Annotated in this window: 20 protein-coding genes; 13 read left to right on the top strand and 7 right to left on the bottom strand. The window is 70.6% G+C overall.

Translation table 11 applies throughout. The features are described from left to right. The first annotated feature begins 60 nt into the window (after positions 1 to 60). From sepF to ABZ386_RS04040, 3 genes are read left to right on the top strand one after another with little or no spacing between them, the layout of a single operon-like run. A complete protein-coding gene (sepF, locus tag ABZ386_RS04030) occupies positions 61 to 702 on the top strand; it encodes a cell division protein SepF (RefSeq protein ID WP_094052512.1) in 642 nt (213 codons plus the stop codon). A gap of 51 nt (positions 703 to 753) precedes the next feature. Continuing rightward, a complete protein-coding gene (locus ABZ386_RS04035; protein ID WP_114251539.1) occupies positions 754 to 1041 on the top strand; it encodes a YggT family protein in 288 nt (95 codons plus the stop codon). A 55-nt stretch (positions 1042 to 1096) separates the two neighbouring features. Continuing rightward, positions 1097 to 2221 (top strand): DivIVA domain-containing protein, encoded by a 1125-nt coding sequence (locus tag ABZ386_RS04040; protein WP_351331887.1) that lies wholly within the window; start codon positions 1097 to 1099, stop codon positions 2219 to 2221. 209 nt (positions 2222 to 2430) lie between these two features. Here the strand turns inward: ABZ386_RS04040 and ileS are convergent, their stop codons facing one another. Further along, positions 2431 to 5574 carry an isoleucine--tRNA ligase gene (gene ileS, locus ABZ386_RS04045; protein WP_358963497.1) on the bottom strand — a complete coding sequence of 1048 codons (3144 nt, stop codon included), beginning with the start codon at positions 5572 to 5574 and terminating at the stop codon, positions 2431 to 2433. Between the two features lie 614 nt (positions 5575 to 6188). Here ileS and ABZ386_RS04050 point away from each other — a divergent pair. The 6 genes from ABZ386_RS04050 (at position 6189) to ABZ386_RS04075 (ending at position 12100) form a co-directional block, all read left to right on the top strand. Further along, positions 6189 to 7433 carry a TraR/DksA C4-type zinc finger protein gene (locus tag ABZ386_RS04050; RefSeq protein ID WP_358963500.1) on the top strand — a complete coding sequence of 415 codons (1245 nt, stop codon included), beginning with the start codon at positions 6189 to 6191 and terminating at the stop codon, positions 7431 to 7433. Positions 7434 to 7522: 89 nt separating this feature from the next. After that, positions 7523 to 8164, top strand: a complete 642-nt coding sequence (gene lspA / locus ABZ386_RS04055; RefSeq protein ID WP_351331878.1) for a signal peptidase II — start codon at positions 7523 to 7525, stop codon at positions 8162 to 8164. A gap of 54 nt (positions 8165 to 8218) precedes the next feature. Beyond that, positions 8219 to 9163, top strand: coding sequence for an RluA family pseudouridine synthase (locus ABZ386_RS04060; protein WP_190048964.1), 945 nt, complete (start codon positions 8219 to 8221; stop codon positions 9161 to 9163). After that, complete coding sequence (locus ABZ386_RS04065; RefSeq protein ID WP_351331875.1) at positions 9160 to 9630, top strand: GNAT family N-acetyltransferase; 471 nt, start codon at positions 9160 to 9162, stop codon at positions 9628 to 9630. The genes ABZ386_RS04060 and ABZ386_RS04065 overlap by 4 nt, the downstream gene beginning before the upstream one ends. A 95-nt stretch (positions 9631 to 9725) precedes the next feature. Beyond that, entirely contained in the window at positions 9726 to 11312 is a 1587-nt protein-coding gene (locus tag ABZ386_RS04070) for a Na+/H+ antiporter (RefSeq protein ID WP_358963502.1), read from the top strand. A 47-nt stretch (positions 11313 to 11359) separates the two neighbouring features. After that, complete coding sequence (locus tag ABZ386_RS04075) at positions 11360 to 12100, top strand: SDR family oxidoreductase (RefSeq protein WP_358963504.1); 741 nt, start codon at positions 11360 to 11362, stop codon at positions 12098 to 12100. A 53-nt stretch (positions 12101 to 12153) separates the two neighbouring features. Here ABZ386_RS04075 and ABZ386_RS04080 read toward each other — a convergent pair whose 3' ends face one another. Then, positions 12154 to 13278 (bottom strand): mechanosensitive ion channel domain-containing protein, encoded by a 1125-nt coding sequence (locus tag ABZ386_RS04080; protein WP_351331869.1) that lies wholly within the window; start codon positions 13276 to 13278, stop codon positions 12154 to 12156. A 107-nt stretch (positions 13279 to 13385) separates the two neighbouring features. On the opposite strand from ABZ386_RS04080, the gene ABZ386_RS04085 reads away from it, so the two are divergent. Continuing rightward, on the top strand, positions 13386 to 13955 hold the full coding sequence (locus ABZ386_RS04085) for a dienelactone hydrolase family protein (RefSeq protein ID WP_351331867.1): 570 nt from the start codon (positions 13386 to 13388) through the stop codon (positions 13953 to 13955). A 6-nt stretch (positions 13956 to 13961) separates the two neighbouring features. On the opposite strand, the gene ABZ386_RS04090 is transcribed toward ABZ386_RS04085, so the two are convergent. The 4 genes from ABZ386_RS04090 to ABZ386_RS04105 all read right to left on the bottom strand — a co-directional run bounded on the left by ABZ386_RS04090 (position 13962) and on the right by ABZ386_RS04105 (position 18751). Beyond that, positions 13962 to 15632, bottom strand: coding sequence for an alkaline phosphatase D family protein (locus tag ABZ386_RS04090; protein WP_358963506.1), 1671 nt, complete (start codon positions 15630 to 15632; stop codon positions 13962 to 13964). 92 nt (positions 15633 to 15724) lie between these two features. After that, positions 15725 to 16543 (bottom strand): thioredoxin domain-containing protein, encoded by an 819-nt coding sequence (locus ABZ386_RS04095; protein WP_351331863.1) that lies wholly within the window; start codon positions 16541 to 16543, stop codon positions 15725 to 15727. Positions 16544 to 16657: 114 nt separating this feature from the next. Then, positions 16658 to 17353 carry a hypothetical protein gene (locus ABZ386_RS04100; protein ID WP_358963509.1) on the bottom strand — a complete coding sequence of 232 codons (696 nt, stop codon included), beginning with the start codon at positions 17351 to 17353 and terminating at the stop codon, positions 16658 to 16660. Positions 17354 to 17422: 69 nt separating this feature from the next. Further along, positions 17423 to 18751 (bottom strand): DUF2252 domain-containing protein, encoded by a 1329-nt coding sequence (locus ABZ386_RS04105; protein ID WP_351331859.1) that lies wholly within the window; start codon positions 18749 to 18751, stop codon positions 17423 to 17425. Between the two features lie 218 nt (positions 18752 to 18969). On the opposite strand from ABZ386_RS04105, the gene dnaE reads away from it, so the two are divergent. After that, on the top strand, positions 18970 to 22509 hold the full coding sequence (gene dnaE, locus ABZ386_RS04110; RefSeq protein WP_351331857.1) for a DNA polymerase III subunit alpha: 3540 nt from the start codon (positions 18970 to 18972) through the stop codon (positions 22507 to 22509). A gap of 87 nt (positions 22510 to 22596) precedes the next feature. Here the strand turns inward: dnaE and ABZ386_RS04115 are convergent, their stop codons facing one another. After that, the gene (locus ABZ386_RS04115) at positions 22597 to 22761 is read right to left on the bottom strand and encodes a hypothetical protein (protein ID WP_232840439.1); all 165 of its coding nucleotides are present in this window, start codon (positions 22759 to 22761) and stop codon (positions 22597 to 22599) included. Between the two features lie 222 nt (positions 22762 to 22983). On the opposite strand from ABZ386_RS04115, the gene ABZ386_RS04120 reads away from it, so the two are divergent. Together ABZ386_RS04120 and ABZ386_RS04125 are read left to right on the top strand one after the other, a co-directional pair. Next, positions 22984 to 24195 carry an NYN domain-containing protein gene (locus tag ABZ386_RS04120; protein WP_351331854.1) on the top strand — a complete coding sequence of 404 codons (1212 nt, stop codon included), beginning with the start codon at positions 22984 to 22986 and terminating at the stop codon, positions 24193 to 24195. A 123-nt stretch (positions 24196 to 24318) separates the two neighbouring features. Beyond that, complete coding sequence (locus ABZ386_RS04125) at positions 24319 to 25293, top strand: ABC transporter ATP-binding protein (protein WP_351332979.1); 975 nt, start codon at positions 24319 to 24321, stop codon at positions 25291 to 25293. Positions 25294 to 25344: the final 51 nt, after the last annotated feature.

Genomic DNA, 25344 nt, shown 5'->3' on the forward strand with positions numbered 1-25344 from the left:
GTGGATCGCGGGCACTTGGCAGTCGTCAGCCGATCCACCACAGAGCGGAGGACTCAGAGCATGGCCGGCGCGATGCGCAAGATGGCGGTCTACCTCGGCCTCGTGGAGGACGATGGGTACGACGGCCGCGGATTCGACCCCGACGACGACTTCGAACCCGAACTGGACCCGGAACCCGAGCGGGACCACCGTCGGCACGAGCCGTCCCACCAGCCGCACGTCTCACATCAGCCCCAAAGGGACGAAGAGGTACGAGTCGTACAACCGCCCGCACCTCGCGAGCCTGCCCCCCGCTCTGCTTCGCTCCCCGCGGAATCCAGCCGCCCGGCGCGCATCGCGCCCGTGGCATCCATCACACAAGAACGCGCAAGTCTGGAGAAGAACGCACCGGTGATCATGCCCAAGGTCGTGTCCGAACGAGAGCCTTACCGGATCACCACGCTCCACCCACGGACCTACAACGAGGCCCGTACCATCGGGGAACACTTCCGTGAGGGCACCCCGGTGATCATGAATCTGACTGAGATGGACGACACAGATGCGAAGCGACTTGTCGACTTTGCGGCCGGTTTGGTGTTTGGTCTTCACGGCAGTATCGAGCGGGTGACGCAGAAGGTGTTCCTGTTGTCGCCTGCTAACGTCGATGTCACGGCGGAGGACAAGGCCCGCATCGCAGAGGGCGGGTTCTTCAACCAGAGCTGAGACGCACCACCGGAAAGATCGCACGGAACAGGGGAGAGGGAAGCGCCAGTCATGAGCGTGGTTCTGCAGGTTCTCTACATCGCGCTGATGGTCTTCCTCATCGTGCTCATCTTCCGGTTGGTCATGGACTACGTCTTCCAGTTCGCCCGCTCATGGCAACCCGGCAAGGCGATGGTGGTCGTCCTGGAGGCCACCTACACTGCCACTGATCCACCGCTCAAGCTTCTGCGGCGGGTCATCCCGCCGCTGCGTCTCGGGGGCGTGGCGCTCGACCTGTCCTTCTTCGTATTGATGATCATCGTCTACATCCTGATCACACTCGTGCGGAGCGCGATGTGAGCGATGTGACAGATACGGTCTTGCCGACTGCCGACGACTACGTTGAGGTGAAGAGATGCCGTTGACCCCCGAGGACGTGCGGAACAAGCAGTTCACGACCGTCCGCCTCCGAGAAGGCTATGACGAGGACGAGGTCGATGCCTTCCTCGACGAGGTCGAAGCCGAACTGACCCGCCTGCTCCGTGAGAACGAGGACCTGCGCGCCAAACTGGCCGCGGCCACGCGCGCTGCTGCGCAGAACCAGCAGAACATGCGCAAGCCTCCGGAACAGCAGCAGGATCAGCAGCAACAGCAGCAGCAGGGCATGCGCGGTCCCGGCGGTCCCGTTCCCGCCGGCATATCGGGCCCGCCGCAGCAGCAGATGGGCGGCCCCATGGGTGGCCCGCCCCAGCTGCCGAGCGGTGCCCCGCAGCTGCCCGCCGGCCCCGGCGGTCAGGGTGGTCCCCAGGGTCCTGGTGGTCCCGGTCCGATGGGCCAGGGTCCGGGTCCGATGGGTCAGCCCCCCATGCAGCAGCAGATGGGTGGTCCGATGGGCGGCCCCATGGGCGGTCCGATGGGCGGCCCCGGTCAGGGAGGCCCCGGTGGCGACAGCGCCGCGCGTGTCCTCTCGCTGGCCCAGCAGACCGCCGACCAGGCGATCGCCGAGGCCCGTTCCGAAGCCAACAAGATCGTCGGCGAGGCGCGTTCGCGTGCCGAGGGTCTGGAGCGTGACGCCCGTGCCAAGGCCGATGCCCTGGAGCGGGACGCGCAGGAGAAGCACCGCGTCGCGATGGGCTCCCTGGAGTCCGCCCGCGCCACGCTGGAGCGCAAGGTCGAGGACCTGCGCGGCTTCGAGCGCGAGTACCGCACGCGTCTGAAGTCGTACCTGGAGTCGCAGCTGCGTCAGCTGGAGACCCAGGCCGACGACTCGCTGGCCCCGCCGCGCACTCCGGCGACCGCGTCCCTCCCGCCGTCCCCGGCGCCTTCCATGGCTCCGGCCGGCGCGAGTGCCCCGTCGTACGGCGGTAACCAGACGATGGGCGGTGCGCCTTCGCCGTCCGCTCCGTCCTACGGTGGCCAGCAGCAGATGTCTCCGGCGATGACCCAGCCGATGGCGCCGGTGCGTCCGCAGGGTCCGTCCCCGATGGGTCAGGCGCCCTCGCCCATGCGAGGCTTCCTGATCGACGAGGATGACAACTGACGGCCTGATGGCCAGTAGTACGGCGTAGACGTCGGCAGCGTTCAGGGCGAGGCCCCGGGTTCACCCCGGGGCCTCGCCCTTTTGCCACGCGTGTTCGCACCCGCGCACCGGCGTTCTGCGCACGCAACGCCGAAGGCCCGGCCCCACCAAGATCTTTGGCGGGGCCGGGCCTTCGGTGCGACGGCCTTCGGTCTGAGAGGTCCTGCGGGTTACGCCTTGCGCAGGCGGAACGTCAGGGACAGGCCCTCGTCGATGAAGGGCTCGCCGTAGGTGTCGTCCGCCTCACCCTGGGCGAAGTCCGTGGCGAGGACCTCGTCGGCGATCAGGCCGGCGTGGTCGGTGAGGGCCGCGACCGTCGCCGCGTCCGTCGCCGTCCAGCGCAGTGCGATGCGGTCGGCCACGTCGAGGCCGCTGTTCTTGCGGGCCTCCTGGATCAGCCGGATCGCGTCACGGGCGAGGCCCGCTCGGCGCAGCTCCTCCGTGATCTCCAGGTCCAGGGCGACCGTCGCGCCGGAGTCCGATGCCACCGACCAGCCCTCGCGCGGGGTCTCCGTGATGATGACCTCGTCGGGAGCCAGCGTGATGGTCTCGCCGTCGACCTCCACCGACGCCGTGCCCTCGCGCAGGGCCAGGGACAGCGCGGCCGCGTCCGCGTTCGCGACGGCCTTCGCCACGTCCTGGACGCGCTTGCCGAACCGCTTGCCGAGCGCGCGGAAGTTGGCCTTGGCCGTGGTGTCGACCAGGGAGCCGCCGACCTCGCTGAGCGTCGCCAGGGACTCGACGTTCAGCTCCTCCGTGATCTGCGTGCGCAGTTCGGAGTCCAGCGTCTCGAAGCCGGTGGCCGCGATCAGGGCGCGGGACAGCGGCTGACGGGTCTTGACGCCCGACTCCGCGCGCGTGGCCCGGCCCAGCTCCACCAGCCGGCGCACCAGCACCATCTGCTTCGACAGCCCCGGGTCGATGGCGGTGAGGTCCGCCTCCGGCCAGGTCGACAGGTGGACCGACTCCGGGGCGCCCGGGGTGACCGGAACGATCAGGTCCTGCCAGACCCGCTCGGTGATGAACGGGGTCAGCGGGGCCATGAGCTGCGTCACGGTCTCGACGACCTCGTGCAGCGTGCGCAGCGCGGCCTTGTCGCCCTGCCAGAAGCGGCGACGCGAGCGGCGCACGTACCAGTTCGACAGGTCGTCGACGAACGCGGACAGCAGCTTGCCGGCGCGCTGGGTGTCGTAGGCGTCGAGGGCCTGGGTGACCTGGTCGGTGAGAGCGTGCAGTTCGGACAGCAGCCAGCGGTCCAGGACCGGGCGGTCGGCCGGGGCCGGGTCGGCCTCGGACGGGGCCCAGCCGGACGTACGGGCGTACAGGGCCTGGAAGGCGACCGTGTTCCAGTACGTCAGGAGGGTCTTGCGGACGACCTCCTGGATGGTGCCGTGGCCCACGCGGCGGGCCGCCCACGGGGAGCCGCCGGCCGCCATGAACCAGCGGACCGCGTCGGCGCCGTGCCGGTCCATGAGCGGGATCGGGTCCAGGGTGTTGCCCAGGTGCTTGGACATCTTGCGGCCGTCCTCGGCGAGGATGTGGCCGAGGCAGACCACGTTCTCGTAGGACGACTTGTCGAAGACGAGCGTGCCGACCGCCATCAGCGTGTAGAACCAGCCGCGGGTCTGGTCGATGGCCTCGCAGATGAACTGCGCCGGGTAGCGGGCCTCGAACAGCTCCTTGTTCTTGTACGGGTAGCCCCACTGCGCGAACGGCATCGAGCCCGAGTCGTACCAGGCGTCGATCACCTCGGGCACGCGCGTGGCCGTCTTGCCGCAGCCGTCCTGCGGGCAGGCGAAGGTGACCTCGTCGATGAACGGGCGGTGCGGGTCCAGGCCCGACTGGTCGGTGCCGGTCAGCTCGGTCAGCTCCGCGAGGGAGCCGGCGCAGGTGAGGTGGTCGTCCTCGCAGCGCCAGATCGGCAGCGGCGTGCCCCAGTAGCGGTTGCGGGACAGCGCCCAGTCGATGTTGTTGTTCAGCCAGTCGCCGTAGCGGCCGTGCTTGACCGTGTCCGGGAACCAGTTGGTGTTCTCGTTCTCCGCGAGGAGGCGGTCCTTGAGCGCCGTGGTGCGGATGTACCAGGACGGCTGCGCGTAGTAGAGCAGCGCGGTGTGGCAGCGCCAGCAGTGCGGGTAGCTGTGCTCGTACGGGATGTGCTTGAAGAGCAGGCCGCGCTGCTGGAGGTCCTCGGTGAGCTTCTCGTCGGCCTTCTTGAAGAAGACGCCGCCGACCAGCGGGACGCCCTCCTCGAAGGTGCCGTCCGGGCGGACCGGGTTCACGACCGGGAGGCCGTACGCGCGGCAGACCTTGAGGTCGTCCTCACCGAAGGCGGGGGACTGGTGGACCAGACCCGTACCGTCCTCGGTGGTGACGTACTCGGCGTTGACCACGAAGTGGGCCGCCTCGGGGAACTCCACCAGCTCGAAGGGGCGCTGGTACGTCCAGCGCTCCATCTCGGCGCCCGTGAAGGTCTCGCCGGTGGGCTCCCAGCCCTCGCCGAGGGCCTTGGCGACGAGCGGCTCGGCGACGACGAGCTTCTCCTCGCCGTCGGTCGCGACGACGTAGGTGACCTCGGGGTGGGCGGCGACGGCGGTGTTGGACACCAGGGTCCACGGGGTCGTCGTCCACACCAGGAGCGCGGCCTCGCCGGCGAGCGGGCCGGAGGTGAGCGGGAAGCGGACGTAGACGGACGGGTCGACGACCGTCTCGTATCCCTGCGCCAGCTCGTGGTCGGACAGGCCCGTTCCGCAGCGGGGGCACCAGGGGGCGACGCGGTGGTCCTGGACCAGCAGGCCCTTGTTGAAGATCTCCTTCAGCGACCACCAGACCGACTCGATGTACTCGGGGTCCATCGTGCGGTACGGGTCCTGGAGGTCGGTCCAGTAGCCCATGCGGGTCGTGAGCGCCTCGAAGGCGTCCGTGTGGCGGGTCACCGACTCGCGGCACTTGGCGTTGAACGCGGCGATGCCGTACGCCTCGATGTCCTGCTTGCCGGAGAAGCCGAGCTCCTTCTCGACGGCGAGCTCCACCGGGAGGCCGTGGCAGTCCCAGCCGGCCTTGCGGGCCACGTGGTAGCCGCGCATGGTGCGGAAGCGGGGGAAGACGTCCTTGAAGACGCGCGCCTCGATGTGGTGGGCGCCGGGCATGCCGTTGGCGGTGGGCGGGCCCTCGTAGAACACCCATTCGGGGCGGCCCTCGGACTGCTCCAGGCTCTTGGCGAAGATCTTCTGCTCGCGCCAGAAGTCGAGCACCGCGTGCTCGAGGGCGGGCAGGTCGATCTGGGCGGGTACCTGGCGATACGTCGGCGATGTCATCAGCGGGCTTCCTCCGGCGGACTTGCTGCCTTCCGTCCGGAGGGACGAGAGCTACGTCTGCCTGCGCCGCCTTCGGCGCGCTCCCGCGGTACCACCCTCCTTGGCCCTCCGGCGCGGGGTGTGCGCCGAGGAGCCCCCTCATTGGGGTCGCGATGCCGGTTCTACTGGCCACGGCCCTCGGCTGCGGCTTTCTTCCGGCGGCTCCGGGGTGATCTTCACGTCGCGCTCGCCCCCGGGCTTCCACCGTCCCCGGGTCGCTCTGGGCTGCGTACGCCGCTACTCGTCCCCATCCACGCTTTTCGCTCCGCCCAGTGTACGGCGCCGGGCGGACAGCGGCCGACCGCTTTTCCGGGGTGCGGGGGCCGGGCGGCGCCGGGGGCGGCGGCTTATGGGTTTGATGACCCTAATGGGGTGGTATGGGTGTTCGGATCCTGGGACGTCCGGCTCGACGGATTACCGGGCGGGGAGCTGGGCACAACGGATGCAGGTTCGCCGCGCGGCGTGCGCGAGGCGGGCGAATCGGGCGGTGTGCCCCGTTGCCGCGGGACTCGAGTCGATTTATCGTCCCAGCACGATTCGCGAGCAAGATCACAATATGTGAAGGGGCCGCGGCCATGGTGGCGAAGAAGACCGCCGTACAGCAGCCGGCGTCCGGCAGGTCCGGGGAGGCCTCCGGCGGTGCGGCCAAGGACGTGGGTGGGAAGAAGTCCACCCAGGGGGGTTCGGCGGGGCGGGCGGCGAAGGGGGCGGCGGGGAAGGCGACCGAGGGGACGAAGGCAGCTGTCAAGAAGACCAAGGCGGCCGTCAAGAAGGTGACGGCCAAGATGGGCGCGGCCGAGCAGGGTGTGAAGGCTGCGGGCGAAAAGGCTCCGGCCAAGAAGGCGGCTGCAAGGAAGGCTTCGGCCAAGAAGGCGGCGGCTGTCGGGAAGACGGCGGCGAAGGAGACGGCGGCCGGGAAGACAGCACCCAAGGCAACGGCCAAGAAAGCGGTCGCCGAGAAGACGGCAGCCAAGAGGACGGCAGCCAAGAGGACGGCGGCCAGGGAGGCGGTCGCCAAGAAGCCGGTCGCCAAGGAGGCGGTGGCCGGGGAGGCGGTCGCCGTGGAAGCGGTGGGTAGGGATGCGGTGGCCGAGAAGGCTGCCAAAGGGGCGGCGGCGAAGAAGGCCGCTGTCAGCAGGGCGAAGGCCGCCAAGGCCGGCGCCGCGAAGAAGGGCGCCGAGGGTGTCGCCGGGCAGGGCGCCGGAGGCGGGAGCACCACCACGAAGGGCCCGGCCGGGAAGGGCGCTGCCCGGACCGGTACGGCCACACAGGACACGGCCGGGAGCAGCACGGCCAAGAAGGCGGGTGCGGCCGAGGCCGCGCCGCAGACGGGAGCGACGACGGTGGGTGCGAAGAAGACTCCTGGCACGGCCACGGCGGCGAAGACCGCCGTTCCGAAGGCGCGGGCGGGCGCGGCGGACCCCGGTGAGCTGGCGGTACGCCCGGGCGAGGACCCCTGGACGACGGAGGAGGTCGAGGAGGCGCGCTCCGAGCTGATGTCGGAGGAGGCGCGGCTGCGCGAGGAGATCACCTCGTCGGAGCGGTCGCTCGCCGGTCTGATGCGGGACTCCGGGGACGGCGCGGGCGACGACCAGGCGGACACCGGCACCAAGAACATCACGCGCGAGCACGAGCTGGCCCTGGCCGCCAACGCGCGCGAGATGCTCGTCCAGACCGAGCGCGCGCTGGAACGCCTCCACGCCGGCACCTACGGCCTGTGCGAGCACTGCGGCAACCCCATCGGCAAGGCCCGGATGCAGGCCTTCCCGCGGGCCACGCTGTGCGTGGAGTGCAAGCAGAAGCAGGAGCGCCGGTACTGACCGGCCGCCGAATGCCTCCTGAGCACGTGGGCGGCGCGGGGTGTGCCGTACCCTCGTCCTCAGTCAGGCACCTAGGTTGAGGGACTCACGTGGCAGAGGCGGAGCGCATCATCGGTACGCCGGACACACCGGACGCGGCCGGGAACGGGCAGGACCGGCCCGGCGGGTCCGGCACCGACGACACGGCGGCGGCCGCCGGCGCGGCGGGCGCGGGCCGGCCGGAGGCCACGGCCGGGCGGCCCCGGGGCAGGCGCCGCATCGCGGTGCTGTTCGCCGTCGCCTCGTTCGCGTACGCCCTCGACCTGATCAGCAAGATGATCGTGGTGGCCAAGCTGGAGCACCACCCGCCCATCGAGATCATCGGGGACTGGCTGAAGTTCGAGGCGATCCGCAACGCGGGCGCCGCCTTCGGCTTCGGCGAGGCCTTCACGGTGATCTTCACCATGATCGCGGCGGCGGTGATCGTGGTGATCGCCCGGCTCGCCCGCAAGCTCTACAGCCTGCCCTGGGCGATCGCGCTGGGCCTGCTGCTCGGCGGTGCGCTGGGCAACCTCACCGACCGGATCTTCCGGGCGCCGGGCGTCTTCGAGGGCGCGGTCGTGGACTTCATCGCGCCCAAGCACTTCGCCGTGTTCAACCTGGCCGACTCGGCGATCGTGTGCGGCGGCATCCTGATCGTGCTGCTGTCGTTCAAGGGGCTCGACCCGGACGGCACCGTCCACAAGGACTGAGGGACCGTCGGACTCTCGTACGGGACTGTCGGACCCGTCCGGCATACTCGACGGGTGAGCACGATTCCCGAGATCCGTACCCTGCCCGTGCCCGACGGCCTGGAGGGCGAGCGCGTCGACGCCGCCATCTCCCGCATGTTCGGCTTCTCCCGTACCAAGGCGGCCGAGCTCGCCGCCGCGGGGAAGGTCACGGTCGACGGGTCGGTGGTCGGCAAGTCGGAGCGCGTGCACGGCGGCGCCTGGCTGGAGGTCGAGATGCCGCAGGCGCCCGCGCCGGTGCAGGTGGTGGCCGAGCCGGTCGAGGGCATGGAGATCGTGCACGACGACGACGACGTGGTCGTGATCGTCAAGCCGGTCGGCGTCGCGGCGCACCCGTCGCCGGGCTGGAGCGGGCCGACCGTCATCGGCGGCCTGGCCGCCGCCGGGTACCGGATCTCCACCTCCGGTGCCGCCGAGCGCCAGGGCATCGTCCACCGCCTCGACGTCGGCACGTCCGGGCTGATGGTCGTCGCCAAGTCCGAGTACGCGTACACGTCGCTGAAGCGCCAGTTCAAGGAGCGCACGGTCGACAAGCGGTACCACACGCTCGTCCAGGGCCACCCCGACCCGACCAGCGGCACCATCGACGCCCCCATCGGCCGGCACCCCCAGCACGACTACAAGTGGGCGGTCACCGCCGAGGGCAAGCCGTCCGTCACGCACTACGACCTCATCGAGGCCTTCCGCGCCGCCTCCCTGCTCGACGTGAAGCTGGAGACGGGCCGCACGCACCAGATCCGCGTCCACATGGCCGCCCACCGGCACCCCTGCGTCGGTGACCTGACCTACGGCGCCGACCCGACGCTCGCCAAACGCCTCGGTCTGACCCGCCAGTGGCTGCACGCGGTGCGGCTCGGCTTCGAGCACCCCGGGGACGGGCAGTGGGCCGAGTTCTCCTGCGACTACCCGGAGGACCTGCAGAAGGCCCTCGACCAGGTCCGGGAGGAGACCTACGCGTGAGCACGCCGGGGTACGTGGTGCGGGTCGCCGAGGGCCCGGCCGACCGTGAGGCGTGCTTCGCGGTGCGCAAGGAGGTCTTCGTCGGCGAGCAGGGCGTGCCGGAGGACCTGGAGTACGACGCCCACGACGCCGGGGCCGTCCATGTGCTGGCGGTCCGGGAGGACGGCGTGCCGCTCGGCACCGGGCGGCTGCTGTCCGGGGAGGCCGCCGTGGCGCAGACCGGAGCCGATCCGTCCGTGGGCTGTCTCGGCCGGCTCGCCGTGACGAGCGGTGCGCGCGGGCTCGGCGTCGGCGCCGCCTTGGTGCGGGCCATCGAGGACGCGGCACGCGCGCGGGGCCTCACGGCCGTCGACCTCCACGCGCAGACGCATGCCCTGGGGTTCTACGCGCGGCTCGGTTACGAGCCGTACGGGCCGGAGTACCTGGAGGCGGGCATTCCGCACCGGGGGATGCGGCGTGCGCTCTAGCCCTTCGCGGTGGGTGCCGAAACGGTTTGTCCTCGGAGTTGCGTGGCAGGCTTGAGGTCAGTCGTGTGAACGTCTGACCTCCCGGAGCGCTGACCGTGGATCAGTTGGCCCTGTTGTTCGTGCTGCTGCTCGGGGCCGTGATCAGCGTCCCGGTCGGGGACCGGCTCGGGATGCCCGCGCCGGTGCTGATGACGCTGCTGGGCATAGTCCTCGCCCTGCTCGACTTCGTGCCGAACGTCGACATCCCGCCGGACCTGATCCTGCCGCTGCTGCTGCCGCCCCTGCTGTACGCCGCCGTACGGCGCACCTCGTGGCGGCAGTTCGCGGCGAACAAGAGACCGATCTTCCTGCTGGCCGTGGCCCTGGTGTTCGTCACGATGGCCTGCGTGGCCGCCGCGGCCAACGCGATCGTGCCCGGGCTGCCGCTCGCCGCGGCGTTCGCCCTCGGCGCGCTGGTCGCGCCGCCCGACCCGGTCGCGGCGACGGCCGTAGCCGGGCAGTTGGGGCTGCCGCGCCGGCTGGTGTCGATCCTGGAGGGCGAGGGGCTCTTCAACGACGTGACGGCCATCGTCCTCTACCACGTGGCGATCGCCGCCGCCGTCAGCGGGACGTTCTCGCCCTGGAAGGCCGGGCTCGACCTGGTGCTGTCGGCCGTGGTGGCGGTGGCCGTGGGCCTGGCGCTGGGCTGGGGCGCGAACAAGCTGATGGAGCTGCTCGGGGACGCGACCCTGCAGATCGGACTGACCCTGCTGGTGCCGTACGCCTCCTACGTCATGGCCGAGGAACTGCACGGTTCCGGGGTGCTCGCCGTGCTCACCACCGCGCTGTTCCTCGCGGAGTACGGCTCCGACGCCGACGACGTCATGACGCGGCTGGCCGGGCACACGTTCTGGAACATCGTCGACACCCTCGTCACCGGTGTGGCGTTCGGGCTGGTCGGGCTCGAACTGCACAACGCCATCCACACCGCGGCCGGCCGGTGGGGCCAGTTGCTCGGGTGGGCGGCGCTGGTGGTGTGCGTGGTCGTCCTCGTACGGCTGCTGTGGCTGTTGCCGGCGACGTGGCTGACCAAGCGGCTGCACGCGCGGCGGGACTACGACGAGGACATCCCGGTGAGCTGGCGCGAGACCGTGGTGATGTGGTGGTCCGGGATGCGCGGGGTGGCGTCGGTGGCGCTGGTGCTGGCCATTCCGCTGGAGACGGATTCGGGGGCGCCGTTCCCGAGCCGGGACGAGATCATCTTCATCGCGTTCGGCGTGATCATGGCGACGCTGGTGGTGCAGGGGCTGACGTTGCCGTGGCTGGTGCGGCGGCTCGGGGTGAAGGCCGACACGGACCAGGAGAAGGAGTTCGCGAAGGCCCTGGCCGTCCGGGCGGCGAAGGCGGCGAAGTGGAGGCTTCGGGAGATCGAGCAGGACGAGGAGCTGCCGGAGGACCTCTCCGAGCAGATGCTGCGGCGGGCCTTCGACATCGGGGTGCGGATCAGTCCCGAACTGGCGGAGGACGAGCGGCGGGAGGCGTACCGGGAGCGGGCGCGGCGCGTGAAGCGGGTGCGGCGGATCCAGCAGGAGATGCTGAGCGCGGCGCGGCACGAGGTGCTGGCGGCGCGGAGTGAGGCCGGGGCGGATCCCGAGGTGGTGGACCGGGTGCTGCGGCATCTCGACGTCCGTAGTCTGCGGTGAGTCGGCCGTTTGACGGTGGGGGGTTGGGGCGTCGTAGGGTCGTCGGTATGGCACGTAATGTTGTAATCAGTGGTGGAGGTACGGGAATTGGGCTCGCGGCGGCCCGGACATTCGCCGCGAGCGGGGATCGGGTGCTGCTGCTCGGGCGGCGGGCCGCGGTGCTGGAGAAGGCCGGGGTGCCCGGCGCGCTGACGTACGCGGCCGATCTCGCCGAGCCGGACGAGGTGCGGGGCGTCGCCGCCTTCGTGGAGCGGGAGTTCGGCTCCGTGGACGTGCTCGTGCACAGCGCCGGAGGCAACGGACTGCTGGAGCCGGACGCCCCGGGCGACGACCCGCTGGAGGCCGTCGCGCACACCTGGAACGTGAACTTCCGGCTCAACACCCTGACCGCCGTCCTGCTCACCGAGGCGCTGAAGCCGCGCCTCGCCGAGCCCGGTGGCCGAGTGCTGTTCCTGAGTTCGATCGCCGCCTACCGGGGATCCGGGAGCGGGGCCTACGCGGCGGCCAAGGCGGGGCTGCACCCGTACGCCCACGATCTGGCGCGGGAGCTGGGGCCGCGCGGCATCACCGCGAACGTCGTCGCGCCCGGCTACATCGAGGACACCGAGTTCTTCGGGGACTCGATGGCCGAGGAGCGGCGGGCGCGGCTCGTCGGGGAGACCTCGACCGGCCGGGCCGGCACCCCCGCCGACGTCGCCGAGACCCTGCACTGGCTCGCCTCCCCGGAGGCGGGGCACATCACTTCCCAGATCATCCAGGTCAACGGCGGCGCCGAGCGCGGTCACTGACCGAAGCAGCAACAGGAGGGCTGCCCCTTCCAGGGGCAGCCCTCCTGTGTCCGTCAGCGTTCCGGGCGGGCCGAGCCGTGGAAGCGGCGCTGCTGGTTCGGGACGCCGTCCGAAGACGGGCGGTGGCCGTTGCGGGACGGCGGCAGGACCGCGTCCGCCGTGTTGACCCGGGGCAGCGCGTACGGGTGCTCCTCGGACAGCCATCGGAGCATCCGCTCGCGGACGGCGACCCGCACGGTCCAGATGTCGTCCGCGTCCTTCGCCGTCACCAGGGCCCGCACCTGCATGGTGCTCGGCGTGGTGTCCGTGACGGACAGGTCGTAGGCACGGCCGTCCCAGGCGGGGCAGTCGCGCAGGATGTCGCGGAGCTTCTCGCGCATCGCCTCCACGGGCGCCGTGTGGTCGACGTGCCAGAAGACGGTGCCGGTCATCTGGGGCGTGCCGCGCGACCAGTTCTCGAACGGCTTGGACGTGAAGTACGACACCGGCATGGTGATCCGGCGCTCGTCCCAGGTACGCACCGTCAGGAACGTCAGCGTGATCTCCTCGACCGTGCCCCACTCGCCGTCCACGACCACGGTGTCCCCGATGCGGACCATGTCGCCGAAGGCGATCTGGAACCCGGCGAACATGTTGCTCAGCGTGGACTGCGCGGCGACACCGGCGACGATGCCGAGGATGCCGGCCGAGGCCAGCAGCGAGGCACCCGCGGCGCGGAACGCCGGGAACGTCAGCAGCATGCTCGCCGCGGCCACCACGCCGACGATCGCCGACACCACCCGCATGATCAGCGTCACCTGGGTGCGCACCCGGCGGACCCGGGCCGGGTCGCGGTGGGCACGGGCATTGGCGTAGCGGCTGTACGACGTCTCGACGATCGCCGCGGCGATACGGATCACCAGCCAGGCGGTCGACCCGATCAGCACCAGGGTCAGTGTCTGGCCGATGCCCTCGCGGCGGCTCTCCAGCAGCTGCGCCTCGTCGTAGGACCCTCTCAGCAGGGCCGCGAGGAGGACGAGCTGGTACGGGATGCGGCCACGGCGCAGCAGCCCCCACAGCGGGGTGTCGTGGTGCCGTTCGTCGGCCTTGCGCAGCAGGAAGTCGGTGGCCCAGCCGATCACCAGCGTGAGCACGACCGAGCCACCGACCACGATCAGCGGTCGTAGCAGGTTCTCCATGCCACCGAACCTAACCGGCTCACGGGGGGCATGAACATGTGACTTCGGCGGCGGCGTGGGTAGTGCCGCGAAGTGGCCTCGTCACACCCGGCTGGCACCATGGCCTCATGAACATCATGCTCTTTCACTCGGCCTTCGGTCTGCGGCCCGCGGTGCGCCAGGCCGCTGACCGGCTGCGCACGGCCGGACACGAGGTGTGGACGCCCGACCTCTTCGAGGGGCGCACGTTCGAGACGGTCGAGGAGGGCATGGAGCACAAGGAGAAGATCGGCAAGGACGAGCTGCTGAAGCGGGCCGTGCTCGCCGCCGCGCCCTACTCGGAGCGCGGGCTGGTGTACGCCGGCTTCTCGCTCGGCGCCTCCATCGCCCAGACCCTCGCCCTCGGCGACGACAAGGCGCGCGGCCTGCTGCTCCTGCACGGCACGTCGGACATCGCGCCGGGCGTCACGGTGGACGAGCTGCCGGTCCAGCTGCACGTGGCGGAGCCGGACCCCTTCGAGACGGACGACTGGCTGAGCGCCTGGTACCTCCAGATGGGCCGTACGGGCGCGGACGTCGAGGTGTACCGGTACGCCGGGGCCGGCCACCTGTACACCGACCCCGATCTGCCGGACTACGACGAGGAGGCGGCCGAGGCCACCTGGCGGGTGGCGCTCGGCTTTCTCGAAACCCTGTAGCGCCGGTTACACCGGGTCGTAGGCGCGCTCGACCTTCTGCGTGCCGCTGCGGGCGCGGTACGAGCGGGACCAGGCGGCGGTCGCGTCGCGCTTCGTGCGGTCGGACAGGACGTAGTAGTCCATCTGCGCGCGCTCGGCGGTGATGTCCAGGACGCCGAAGCCGTGGCGGTCGGTGTCGACCCAGTGGACGTGCCGGTTGGCCGCGCGGATGACCGGCGCGGCGACCGCGGAGACCGTGCCCTGCGGGACTTTGACGAGGTCGTCGAGGTTGTCCGAGGTGACCGAGGTGACGACGAACTCCGTGGCGGCCGACGGGGACAGCGGATAGGTGCCGGCGTCCACCGGCACGTCGTTGGCCCAGGCCATGTGGATGTCGCCGGTGAGGAAGACGGTGTTGCGGATCGCGTGGGCGCGCAGGTGGGCCAGGATCTCGCGGCGGTCGTCGGTGTAGCCGTCCCACTGGTCGGGGTTGAGGGCGAGGCCCTCCTGCGGCAGGCCCAGCAGCTTGGCCAGCGGCTTCAGCAGGTCGGCGGAGAGCGAGCCGATCGCGAACGGCGAGATCATCACGGAGTTGCCGACCAGCCGCCAGGTGGTGTCGGACGCCTTCAGGCCCGCCTTGAGCCAGTCGAGCTGGGCGCGGCCGGTGAGCGTGCGGTCCGGGTCGTCGACCTCGCCGTCGCCGACCTTGACCTGCTGCGAGCGGAAGGAGCGCAGGTCCAGCAGCGAGAGGTCGGCCAGCTTGCCGAAGCGCAGCCGGCGGTAGGTCGTGCCGGCGATCGCCGGGCGGACCGGCATCCACTCGAAGTAGGCCTGCTTGGCGGCGGCCCGGCGGGCGGGCCAGGTGCCCTCGGCGCCCTCCGTGTGGTTCTCGGCGCCGCCCGACCAGGCGTCGTTGGCGAACTCGTGGTCGTCCCAGATCGCCACGACCGGGGCCGCCGCGTGCAGGGCCTGGAGGTCCGGGTCGGTCTTGTAACGGGCGTGCCGGACGCGGTAGTCGGCGAGCGTGACGATCTCGTGGGCCGGGGCGTGCGGGCGGACGACCGTACCGCGGGTGCCGTACTCGCCGGTGCCGTACTCGTAGATGTAGTCGCCGAGGTGCAGCCAGGCGTCCAGGTCGCCGCGGGCCGCGAGATGGCGGTACGCGGAGAAGTAGCCGGCCTCCCAGTTGGCGCAGGAGACCACGCCGAAGCGGAGGTTCGCGACGGCCGCGTCGGGCGCCGGGGCGGTGCGGGTGCGGGCGGCGGGGGAGTCGGTGCCGCCGGCGGAGAAGCGGAACCAGTAGTCGGTGGCCGGCTCCAGGCCGCGGATGTCGGCCTTCACCGTGTGGTCGGAGGCGGCGGTCGCGGTGGTGGATCCCTTGGCGACGACGGTGGTGAACGCCTTGTCCCTGGCGACCACCCAGCTCACCTCCGTGTCCGGGCCGAGCCCGGAGCCGGGTATCGCCTCCGGAACGGGCGTCACACGGGTCCACAGCAGGACGCCGTCCGGCAACGGGTCGCCGGAGGCCACGCCGTGCAGGAAGGCGGGGGCCTGGTCGACGGCGCGCGCGGGCAGGGTCGCCGCCAGCGGCCCGGCCAGGACAGCGGTCGCCGCCGCGGCCTTGACGACCGTACGGCGGCGCGGGGTGAGGGAGTTGAGACCCTCGGACGGCTTCGATGATCTGTATCGACTGGTCACGACCGATCAGGTTACTGATCGGTATGCACCAGAGCGGGCGAACTCCGGAAGTTCGCCCGCTCTTCACATGCCGGCCGGTCCCCGACCAGCCGTCACTTCTTGAGGGCCTCGCCCACGACCCGGTTGAAGTCGGCCACCGTCATCAGGGGCGTGCCCTGGCTGTCGGCGGTGAGCTGCTTGCCGTCCATGACGAAGGAAGGGGTGCCCTGCACGCCGTCCTTGTTGTCGTCGAAGGTCTTCGACATGGCCATCGCCCAGGCGTCGTAGGTGCCCTTCTCGACCGCGTCCTGGAACTTCTTGTTGTCCTTCAGCTCCGGGACGGTGTTCGCGACCTTGATGAGGTAGCTGTCGTCCTTGAACTTGTCGGTCGTCTCGTCCGGGTGCCACTTCGCGGAGTACAGCGCGGCCTTGTAGTCGAGGAACGCCTTGTCGCTCACGTCGAGCGCGGCGCCCAGGGCGCTCAGCGCGTTCTTCGAGCCCTCGCCGTTGTCCTTGTTGTCGATGAACGTGGCGCCGATGAACTGCATCTTGTACTTGCCGTCGTCGACGTCCTTCTTCAGGGTCGGGCCGACGGTCTGCTCGAACTGGGCGCACACGGGGCAGCGCGGGTCCTCGTAGACCTTCAGGGTCTTCTTGGCCGAGGCCTTGCCGATGACGACCGTGGTGCCGTCGGTGCCCGTGGTGTGGGCGGGGGCGACGACCTTGTCGTCCTTCGCCGCCTCCCAGTGGGTCGGCTTGTTGGTCTGGACGACCGCGTAGCCGATGCCGCCGGCTATCGCCAGGACGCCGACGATGGAGCCGGCGACGATGATCTGCCGCTTGGCCTTGGCCCGCTTGGCCTCGCGCTCGCGCTCGACGCGCAGCCGCTCACGGGCCGCCGTCTTCGCCGCCTGGCTGTTCCTCTTGCTCATGGTGATGTTCTCCGTCGGGGACGCGCACACTCGTGTGCGGGATACGTAAGGGGGACTGCGGGTGCTCGAAAACGCCCTGCGCGAAGGCGTGTGCTTCACGAGGAGGCGTGTGCCTTACGCGAAGGCGGGTGAGCACGGCGGTCCGCGCCGTCCCAGGGAGTACGCGAGGACCAGCTCGCGGGCGGTGGGCGTGCGGTCGGCGGCGCGCGACGGCAGCCGGCGCTCTGGCGGTCGCCGCCGCGCCGTCACCGCGGCGACCGCCAGCAGCAGCGGCCGGAACGACGTCGCCGCAACGGCCCGCAGCAGCTCGGCCAGGGCCCGCTCGCCCCGGCGCAGCCACACGGCGGCCAGGAGGCCGACGCCGAGGTGCGCGGCGAGCAGCAGCCAGGCGGTGGCCGGGTCGGCGTGGGCGACCGCGGCCGCGAGGCGCTCCGTGCCCGTGGCCCCGGCCATGCGGGCCAGCGGGGTGCCGACCTCGCCGCCGCCGCACAGCACGTCCAGGCCGACCGAGCGCAGCGGGCCCGCGACGGGGCCGCCCGCGCGGCCGTAGCAGGCGTGCTGGCCCGTGGTGAACACCGTGTCGGCGGCCAGTTCCAGCGGGATCAGCAGGGCCGCGATCCTCCCGAAGGAGCGCTCGCGGCCCGCCAGGGCGTACGCGATCAGGAACACGGCGGCGGCGACCCCGGCCACCGTGCCCAGCGGGAGCGGGACCCGGGACAGCAGCACGTGCGACGCGGTGCTGAGCGTCACGACCACGGCCGTGAACAGCGCCGCGCGTACGGCTCTGAGCTGGATCCCGGATATGTCCATAGCGAGAGGAGAGTCTGTCACGGGGGCCTGTAAGGGACCCCTAAAGGATGCCTGTGAAGGGTCTTTCCGTCACAGACCCGGAATCCGGCCGTTGCGGAACAGGTCGACGAAGATCTGGTGGTCGGCACGCGCGCGTGCCCCGTAGCTGTGCGCGAAGTCGACCAGCAGCGGCGCGAAGCCGTCCTCGTCGGCCGCGATCGCCGCGTCGATGGCCCGCTCCGTGGAGAACGGCACCAGGGACTCGCCGGACTGGTCGTCCGCCGCCGAGTGCATCGTGGCCGTCGCCCGGCCGAGGTCGGCCACCACCTGGGCGATCTCCTCCGGATCGTCGATGTCGCCCCAGTCGAGGTCCACCGCGTACGGCGAGATCTCGGCGACCAGCTGGCCCGCGCCGTCCAGCTCCGTCCAGCCCAGCCACGGGTCGGCGTGCGCCTGGAGGGCGCGCTGGGAGATGACCGTGCGGTGCCCCTCGTGCTGGAAGTAGTCGCGGATCGCCTGGTCCGTGATGTGCCGGGAGACCGCCGGGGTCTGGGCCTGCTTGATGTAGATCACGACGTCGTTCTCCAGGGCGTCGCTGTGGCCCTCCAGGAGGATGTTGTACGACGGCAGCCCCGCCGAGCCGATGCCGATACCGCGCCGGCCGACGACGTCCTTCACGCGGTAGGAGTCCGGGCGGGCCAGGGAGCTGTCCGGGAGCGTCTCCAGATAGCCGTCGAAGGCGGCGAGGACCTTGTAGCGCGTGGCCGCGTCCAGCTCGACCGAGCCGCCGCCCGGCGCGAAGCGGCGCTCGAAGTCGCGGATCTCCGTCATCGACTCCAGCAGGCCGAAGCGGGTCAGCGAGCGGGCGTCACGCAGCGCGTCCAGCAGCGGACCCTGCGCGGTGTCCAGCGTGAACGGCGGGACCTCGTCGCTCTTCGCGCCCGTGGCCAGGGCGTGGATCCGCTCCCGGTAGGCGCCCGCGTAGACCTGCACCAGCTCGGTGATCTGCTCGTCGCTGAGCGCCTTGGCGTACCCGATCAGCGCGATGGACGCGGCGAAGCGCTGCAGGTCCCAGGTGAAGGGGCCGACGTAGGCCTCGTCGAAGTCGTTGACGTTGAAGATCAGGCGGCCGTTCGCGTCCATGTACGTGCCGAAGTTCTCCGCGTGGAGGTCGCCGTGGATCCACACGCGCGAGGTGCGCTCGTCCAGGTAGGGGCCGCCGAGTATCCCCTCCTGGTCGAGATCGCGGTAGAAGAGGCAGGCCGTACCCCGGTAGAAGGCGAAGGCCGAGGCCGCCATCTTCCGGAACTTCACGCGGAACGCGGCCGGGTCGGCGGCCAGCAGCTCGCCGAAGGCGGTGTCGAAGACGGCGAGGATCTCGTCGCCGCGCTGCTCGTCGTTGAGCTGGGGGAACGACATCGCTGGGTGCCTCCTGGTGCAGGACGTCTCGGGGACGGCTGGTCCGTCCCCTGCGTAACGTGCGGCGGCCCGCGGGAGTGCCCGCGAGCCTCGCACGAAGGTACGCGGGTCAGCCCTCCGCGTGTCACTGTCGAGGCATAGACTTCGTCGCTGTCCCCCAGACTGTCCGCAGCCTGTCGGGCCCCATCAGACCCACGTTCTCCCTGGAGGCCGCAGCCGTGTCGAAGCCGCCGTTCACGCACCTGCACGTCCACACCCAGTACTCGCTGCTGGACGGTGCCGCGCGGCTGAAGGACATGTTCAACGCGTGCAACGAGATGGGCATGACCCACATCGCCATGTCCGACCACGGCAACCTCCACGGGGCGTACGACTTCTTCCACTCCGCGCAGAAGGCCGGGATCACGCCGATCATCGGGATCGAGGCGTATGTCGCGCCCGAGTCCCGCCGCAACAAGCGCAAGATCCAGTGGGGCCAGCCGCACCAGAAGCGGGACGACGTCTCCGGTTCCGGTGGTTACACCCACAAGACGATGTGGGCGGTGAACAAGACCGGCCTGCACAACCTCTTCCGGCTGTCCTCCGACGCGTACGCCGAGGGTTGGCTGCAGAAGTGGCCCCGGATGGACAAGGAGACCATCGCGCAGTGGTCCGAGGGGATCGTCGCCTCCACCGGCTGCCCCTCGGGGGAGGTGCAGACCCGGCTGCGCCTCGGCCACTTCGACGAGGCCCTGAAGGCCGCCGCCGACTACCAGGACATCTTCGGCAAGGACCGCTACTTCCTGGAGCTGATGGACCACGGCATCGAGATCGAGCACCGGGTCCGCGACGGCCTCCTGGAGATCGCCAAGAAGCTCGGCATCCCCCCGCTGGTCACCAACGACTCGCACTACACGTACGCCCACGAGGCGGGCGCCCACGACGCGCTGCTGTGCATCCAGACCGGCAAGAACCTCTCCGATCCGGACCGCTTCAAGTTCGACGGCACCGGCTACTACCTGAAGTCCACGGACGAGATGTACGCCATCGACTCCTCGGACGCCTGGCAGGAGGGCTGCGCCAACACCCGGCTGATCGCCGAGATGGTCGACACCACGGGCATGTTCGAGAAGCGCGACCTCATGCCCAAGTTCGACATCCCCGAGGGGTACACGGAGGTCAGCTGGTTCCGCGAGGAAGTCATCCGCGGCATGCACCGCCGCTTCCCGGACGGCATCCCCGACGACCGCATGAAGCAGGTCGAGTACGAGATGGACACCATCATCTCGATGGGCTTCCCGGGCTACTTCCTCGTGGTCGCCGACTTCATCATGTGGGCCAAGAAGCAGGGCATCGCGGTCGGCCCCGGCCGAGGCTCCGCGGCCGGCTCGATCGTCGCCTACGCCCTCGGCATCACCGACCTCGACCCCATCCCGCACGGCCTGATCTTCGAGCGGTTCCTCAACCCCGAGCGCATCTCCATGCCCGATGTCGACATCGACTTCGACGAGCGCCGGCGCGTCGAGGTGATCCGCTACGTGACGGAGAAGTACGGCGCCGACAAGGTCGCCATGATCGGCACGTACGGCACCATCAAGGCCAAGAACGCGATCAAGGACTCCGCGCGCGTGCTGGGCTACCCGTACGCGATGGGCGACCGCATCACCAAGGCCATGCCCGCCGACGTCCTCGGCAAGGGCATCAACCTGGACGGCATCACCGACCCCAACCACCCCCGCTACTCGGAGGCGGGCGAGGTCCGGGCGATGTACGAGAACGAGCCGGACGTGAAGAAGGTCATCGACACCGCCAAGGGCGTCGAGGGCCTGGTGCGGCAGATGGGCGTGCACGCCGCCGGCGTGATCATGTCCAGCGAGACCATCACCGACCACGTCCCGGTCTGGGTCAGGCACACCGACGGCGTGACCATCACGCAGTGGGACTACCCGAGCTGTGAGTCGCTCGGCCTGCTGAAGATGGACTTCCTGGGCCTGCGCAACCTCACGATCATGGACGACGCCGTCAAGATGGTGAAGTCCAACAAGGGCATCGACATCGACCTGCTGTCGCTGCCGCTGGACGACCCCACGACCTTCGAACTGCTCCAGCGCGGCGATACCCTCGGCGTCTTCCAGTTCGACGGCGGCCCCATGCGCTCCCTGCTCCGGTTGATGAAGCCGGACAACTTCGAAGACATCTCCGCCGTGTCGGCCCTGTACCGCCCGGGCCCCATGGGCATGAACTCCCACACGAACTACGCGCTGCGCAAGAACGGCCAGCAGGAGATCACGCCCATCCACCCCGAGCTGGAGGAGCCGCTCAAGGAGGTCCTGGACGTCACCTACGGCCTGATCGTCTATCAGGAGCAGGTGCAGAAGGCCGCCCAGATCATCGCCGGCTACTCGCTCGGCGAGGCCGACATCCTCCGCCGTGTGATGGGCAAGAAGAAGCCCGAGGAGCTGGCGAAGAACTTCGTCCTCTTCCAGGAGGGCGCCCGCAAGAAGGGCTACAGCGACGAGGCCATCCAGGCGCTCTGGGACGTGCTGGTCCCCTTCGCCGGCTACGCGTTCAACAAGGCGCACTCCGCCGCGTACGGACTCGTCTCGTACTGGACGGCGTACCTCAAGGCGAACCACCCCGCCGAGTACATGGCCGCGCTCCTGACGTCCGTGAAGGACGACAAGGACAAGTCGGCCGTCTACCTCAACGAGTGCCGCCGCATGGGCATCAAGGTGCTCCCGCCGGACGTCAACGAGTCGATGTCCAACTTCGCGGCCCAGGGCGACGACGTGATCCTCTTCGGCCTCTCCGCCGTCCGCAACGTCGGCACGAACGTCGTCGAGTCGATCATCAGGTGCCGCAAGGCCAAGGGGAAGTACACCTCCTTCCCGGACTACCTCGACAAGGTCGAGGCGGTCGTCTGCAACAAGCGCACCACCGAATCGCTGATCAAGGCCGGCGCCTTCGACGCCATGGGCCACACCCGCAAGGGCCTCACCGCGCAGTACGAGCCGATGATCGACAACGTGGTCGCGGTCAAGCGCAAGGAGGCCGAGGGGCAGTTCGACCTCTTCGGCGGCATGGGCGAGGAGGAGAGCAACGAGCCCGGCTTCGGCCTGGACGTGCAGTTCACCGACGAGGAGTGGGACAAGACGTATCTCCTCGCCCAGGAGCGGGAGATGCTCGGTCTGTACGTCTCCGACCACCCGCTGTTCGGCCTGGAGCACATCCTGTCCGACAAGGCCGACGCGGGCATCTCCCAGCTGACCGGGGGTGACTACTCCGACGGATCCGTGGTGACCATCGGCGGCATCATCTCCGGCCTGCAGCGCAAGATGACCAAGCAGGGCAACGCCTGGGCCATCGCCACCGTCGAGGACCTCGCCGGCTCGATCGAGTGCATGTTCTTCCCGGCGACCTACCAGCTCGTCTCGACCCAACTCGTCGAGGACGCCGTGGTGTTCGTCAAGGGCCGCCTCGACAAGCGCGAGGACGTGCCGCGGCTCGTCGCGATGGAGCTGATGGTGCCGGACCTGTCGAACGCGGGCACCAACGCGCCCGTGGTCCTCACCATTCCGGCCACCCGGGTCACCCCGCCGCTCGTGAGCCGGCTCGGCGAGGTCCTCAGCCACCACAAGGGCGACAGCGAGGTCCGGATCAAGCTCCAGGGGCCGACCAAGACGACCGTGCTCCGCCTGGACCGGCACCGGGTCAAGCCCGACCCGGCGCTCTTCGGCGACCTGAAGGTGCTGCTCGGGCCGTCCTGCCTGGCGGGCTGACCGGCTCTCGACGCGCGTGAGGGGCGTACCCGGTACCTGGTACGCCCCTCACGTATGCGCGTGGGTCAAAGCCCTTCCCGCGAAACGTCAGTTGTGGCCGAAGCTGCGCTTCCGCTTGCGGGACGCCACGTCACCGGGGGTCAGCTCGACCTCGGTCTGGGGCTCCGCCTCCGCCGCGGGGCTGCGGTCCGCCCGCTGACCGCGCTCGGTCGGACGCTGCTGCTTACGGTCACGGTTCTTGTTCTTGGCCATGGTGATGCCTCCTGTGGGGGATCTAGGGGCCAGGGCCGGGACCAGATTCACACAGGCCGACAACGATCGCATGTCGGACAATTACCCTGCGTGACAGGGGGAGTCGGAGCAGGGTGGCGCGAAACGCCACGCCGAAGATCGAGTTCCGGCCGTTAACCTCCGCGCCGTCGGGCAGACTCGAAGCAAGCCCGAAGCAAACCTCCTGGGAAGAGGGTGAGTCGCGTGGACCGCTGCATCGTCCTGGTGGACGCCGGGTATCTACTGGGAGCCGCGGCGAGCCTCCTCGCCGGGGAGCCCTCGCGGTCCCGCATCACCGTCGACCACACGGCCCTGATCCAGGGGCTGCGTGAGCGCGCCGAGTCCGACACGCAGCAGCCATTGCTGCGCATCTACTGGTTCGACGGCGCCCCCGACCGCGTCCCGCAGCCCGAGCACCGCCGGCTGCGCGTGATGCCCCGGGTCACCGTCCGGCTCGGCGCCCTGACCCGCAGCGACGGCCGCTGGGCGCAGAAGGGCGTGGACGCCGCCATGCACGCCGAGCTCACCGAACTGGCCCGCAACCGCGCCTGCTCCGACGTCGTCCTCGTCACCGGCGACGGCGACCTGCTGCCGGGCATGATGGCCGCCAAGGAGCACGGCGTCGCCGTCCACCTGTGGGCCGTGCAGGCCGCCGACGGCGACTACAACCAGTCCGAGGACCTGGTCGCCGAGGCCGACGAGCGGCGCGTGCTGGACCGCACCTGGATCACCAAGGCCGTCCGCGCCAAGGAGTACACCGGGGCGTGCGCCCCGCAGCCCGCGCCCCGGCCCGAGATCGCCGCGATCCTCTCCGCGCCGCTGCCCGACTCCGCCCTCTCCGCCCCGGCCGAGCGGCCCGCCCCGCAGCCCCAGCACCCGGCGGCCGGCCCCGGTCAGAACGGCAGCGAGGAACGGATGCCCGCCGCCAAAGGGGTCCCCACGCCCAAAGACCTGGCCGCCCTGCGCGCTCCCGGCACCCAGCCCGCCCAGCCCCCCGCCTCCGCCACCCTCCGCTGGTCCTCCGACAAAGGCTGGGTCGACCGGCCCACGGTCGAGCCCCCCGAGGCCGCCTCGATGCCTACGCTCGCCCAGCTGACCACCGCCGAGCAGCGGTGGGCCGACCGCGAGGAGGACATCACCACCGTCGGCGGCGACCCCTACGAGGTCGGGCAGGTCTTCGCCCGGCGCTGGGTGGAACGCCTCGGCGACCAGAGCCACCTGCAGAAACTGTCCGGGATGTACCCCCGCATCCCGCACCGCGTCGACGGCGAGCTGCTGCGCTACGCCGCCCGCTTCGGCCTCCTCGCCCACAAGGACGACCAGATCGACGAACGCGACCGCTACGCCATCCGGGCCGGTTTCTGGAAGGAGATCGGCGTGCGCACGGGCGTGGAGCACGCCCCGGTCGGCGACTGAGGACTTTGCCGACGGATTTCCCGTTGTCGACCGACCCGAGAGCGGACCGGCGTCGCCGACCCCGTAGTCTCGTCCCTTGTGAGTACGCGCGCGGCACAGGCATTTCGGCACGATGGCGACATCGTGTGCGCGGTGCGCGGGCTGACCAAGACCTACCCGGCGGTCCGGGGCCGGCGCGGCGCGCCCGGCACACCCGAGGTCCGGGCCACGGACGACGTACGGCTGGAGATCCGCCGCGGCGAGATCTTCGGCCTGCTCGGGCCGAACGGCGCCGGCAAGTCCACCCTCGTCCGGCAGCTCACCGGGCTGATGCGGCCCGACACCGGCAGCGTGGAGATCCTCGGGCACGACATCGTGCGCCACCCGGAGCGGGCCGCGCGGATCCTCGCCTACCTCGGGCAGGAGTCGACCGCCCTGGACGAACTGACCGTGTCGCTCGCCGCCGAGACCACCGGGCGGCTGCGCGGTCTGGACGTCCGGCGGGCGCGGGCCGAGCGGGACGACGTCCTCGCCGAGCTGGGCCTCACCCCGCTGGCCGGACGCCCGCTGAAGAAGCTCTCCGGGGGCCAGCGGCGGCTGGCGTGCTTCGCCGCCGCGCTGGTGGGGGAGCGGCCGCTGCTCGTGCTCGACGAGCCCACCACCGGCATGGACCCGGTGGCGCGGCGGGCCGTGTGGTCCGCGGTGGACCGGCGGCGGGCCGAGCGCGGGACGACCGTGCTGCTCGTCACCCACAACGTCATCGAGGCCGAGACGGTGCTGGACCGGGTGGCCGTCCTGGACCGGGGTCGGGTGATCGCCTGCGACACCCCGGCCGGGCTGAAGGAGCAGGTCGCCGGTGAGGTGCGCGTCGACCTGGTGTGGCGGGACGCGGCGCCGCTGCACGTGCCGGAGGTGGCCGCGCTGCGGGACCGTGCCGTGGAGTCGGGCCGCCGCTGGACGCTCCGGCTCGGGCCCGAGGAGGCCCGGGCGGTCGTCGCCACCGTCACCGGAGGGGCCGCCTTCGCCGCCCTGGACGACTTCACGCTGGCCACGCCGAGCCTGGAGGACGTGTATCTGGCCCTGGGCGGTGCCGCGCAGCAAGGGCTGGTGAAGGCGTGAGGAACGTGCGGAACACCGAGGCCTTGAGTACGTGGGCCGCCGCGTACGTAC

Source organism: Streptomyces sp. NPDC006140 (assembly GCF_040628815.1).
GTDB lineage: Bacteria > Actinomycetota > Actinomycetes > Streptomycetales > Streptomycetaceae > Streptomyces.

What these genes read in the sequence shown, in the direction of transcription:
- ABZ386_RS04040 (WP_351331887.1), top strand. Translation starts at nt 1,097, where the DNA reads ATGCCGTTGACCCCCGAGGACGTGCGGAACAAGCAGTTCACGACCGTC.
- ABZ386_RS04100 (WP_358963509.1), bottom strand. Translation starts at nt 17,353, where the DNA reads ATGGACATATCCGGGATCCAGCTCAGAGCCGTACGCGCGGCGCTGTTC.
- ABZ386_RS04080 (WP_351331869.1), bottom strand. Translation starts at nt 13,278, where the DNA reads ATGGAGAACCTGCTACGACCGCTGATCGTGGTCGGTGGCTCGGTCGTG.
- sepF (WP_094052512.1), top strand. Translation starts at nt 61, where the DNA reads ATGGCCGGCGCGATGCGCAAGATGGCGGTCTACCTCGGCCTCGTGGAG.
- ileS (WP_358963497.1), bottom strand. Translation starts at nt 5,574, where the DNA reads ATGACATCGCCGACGTATCGCCAGGTACCCGCCCAGATCGACCTGCCC.
- ABZ386_RS04075 (WP_358963504.1), top strand. Translation starts at nt 11,360, where the DNA reads ATGGCACGTAATGTTGTAATCAGTGGTGGAGGTACGGGAATTGGGCTC.
- ABZ386_RS04115 (WP_232840439.1), bottom strand. Translation starts at nt 22,761, where the DNA reads ATGGCCAAGAACAAGAACCGTGACCGTAAGCAGCAGCGTCCGACCGAG.
- ABZ386_RS04035 (WP_114251539.1), top strand. Translation starts at nt 754, where the DNA reads ATGAGCGTGGTTCTGCAGGTTCTCTACATCGCGCTGATGGTCTTCCTC.
- ABZ386_RS04085 (WP_351331867.1), top strand. Translation starts at nt 13,386, where the DNA reads ATGAACATCATGCTCTTTCACTCGGCCTTCGGTCTGCGGCCCGCGGTG.
- ABZ386_RS04050 (WP_358963500.1), top strand. Translation starts at nt 6,189, where the DNA reads ATGGTGGCGAAGAAGACCGCCGTACAGCAGCCGGCGTCCGGCAGGTCC.
- ABZ386_RS04095 (WP_351331863.1), bottom strand. Translation starts at nt 16,543, where the DNA reads ATGAGCAAGAGGAACAGCCAGGCGGCGAAGACGGCGGCCCGTGAGCGG.
- ABZ386_RS04105 (WP_351331859.1), bottom strand. Translation starts at nt 18,751, where the DNA reads ATGTCGTTCCCCCAGCTCAACGACGAGCAGCGCGGCGACGAGATCCTC.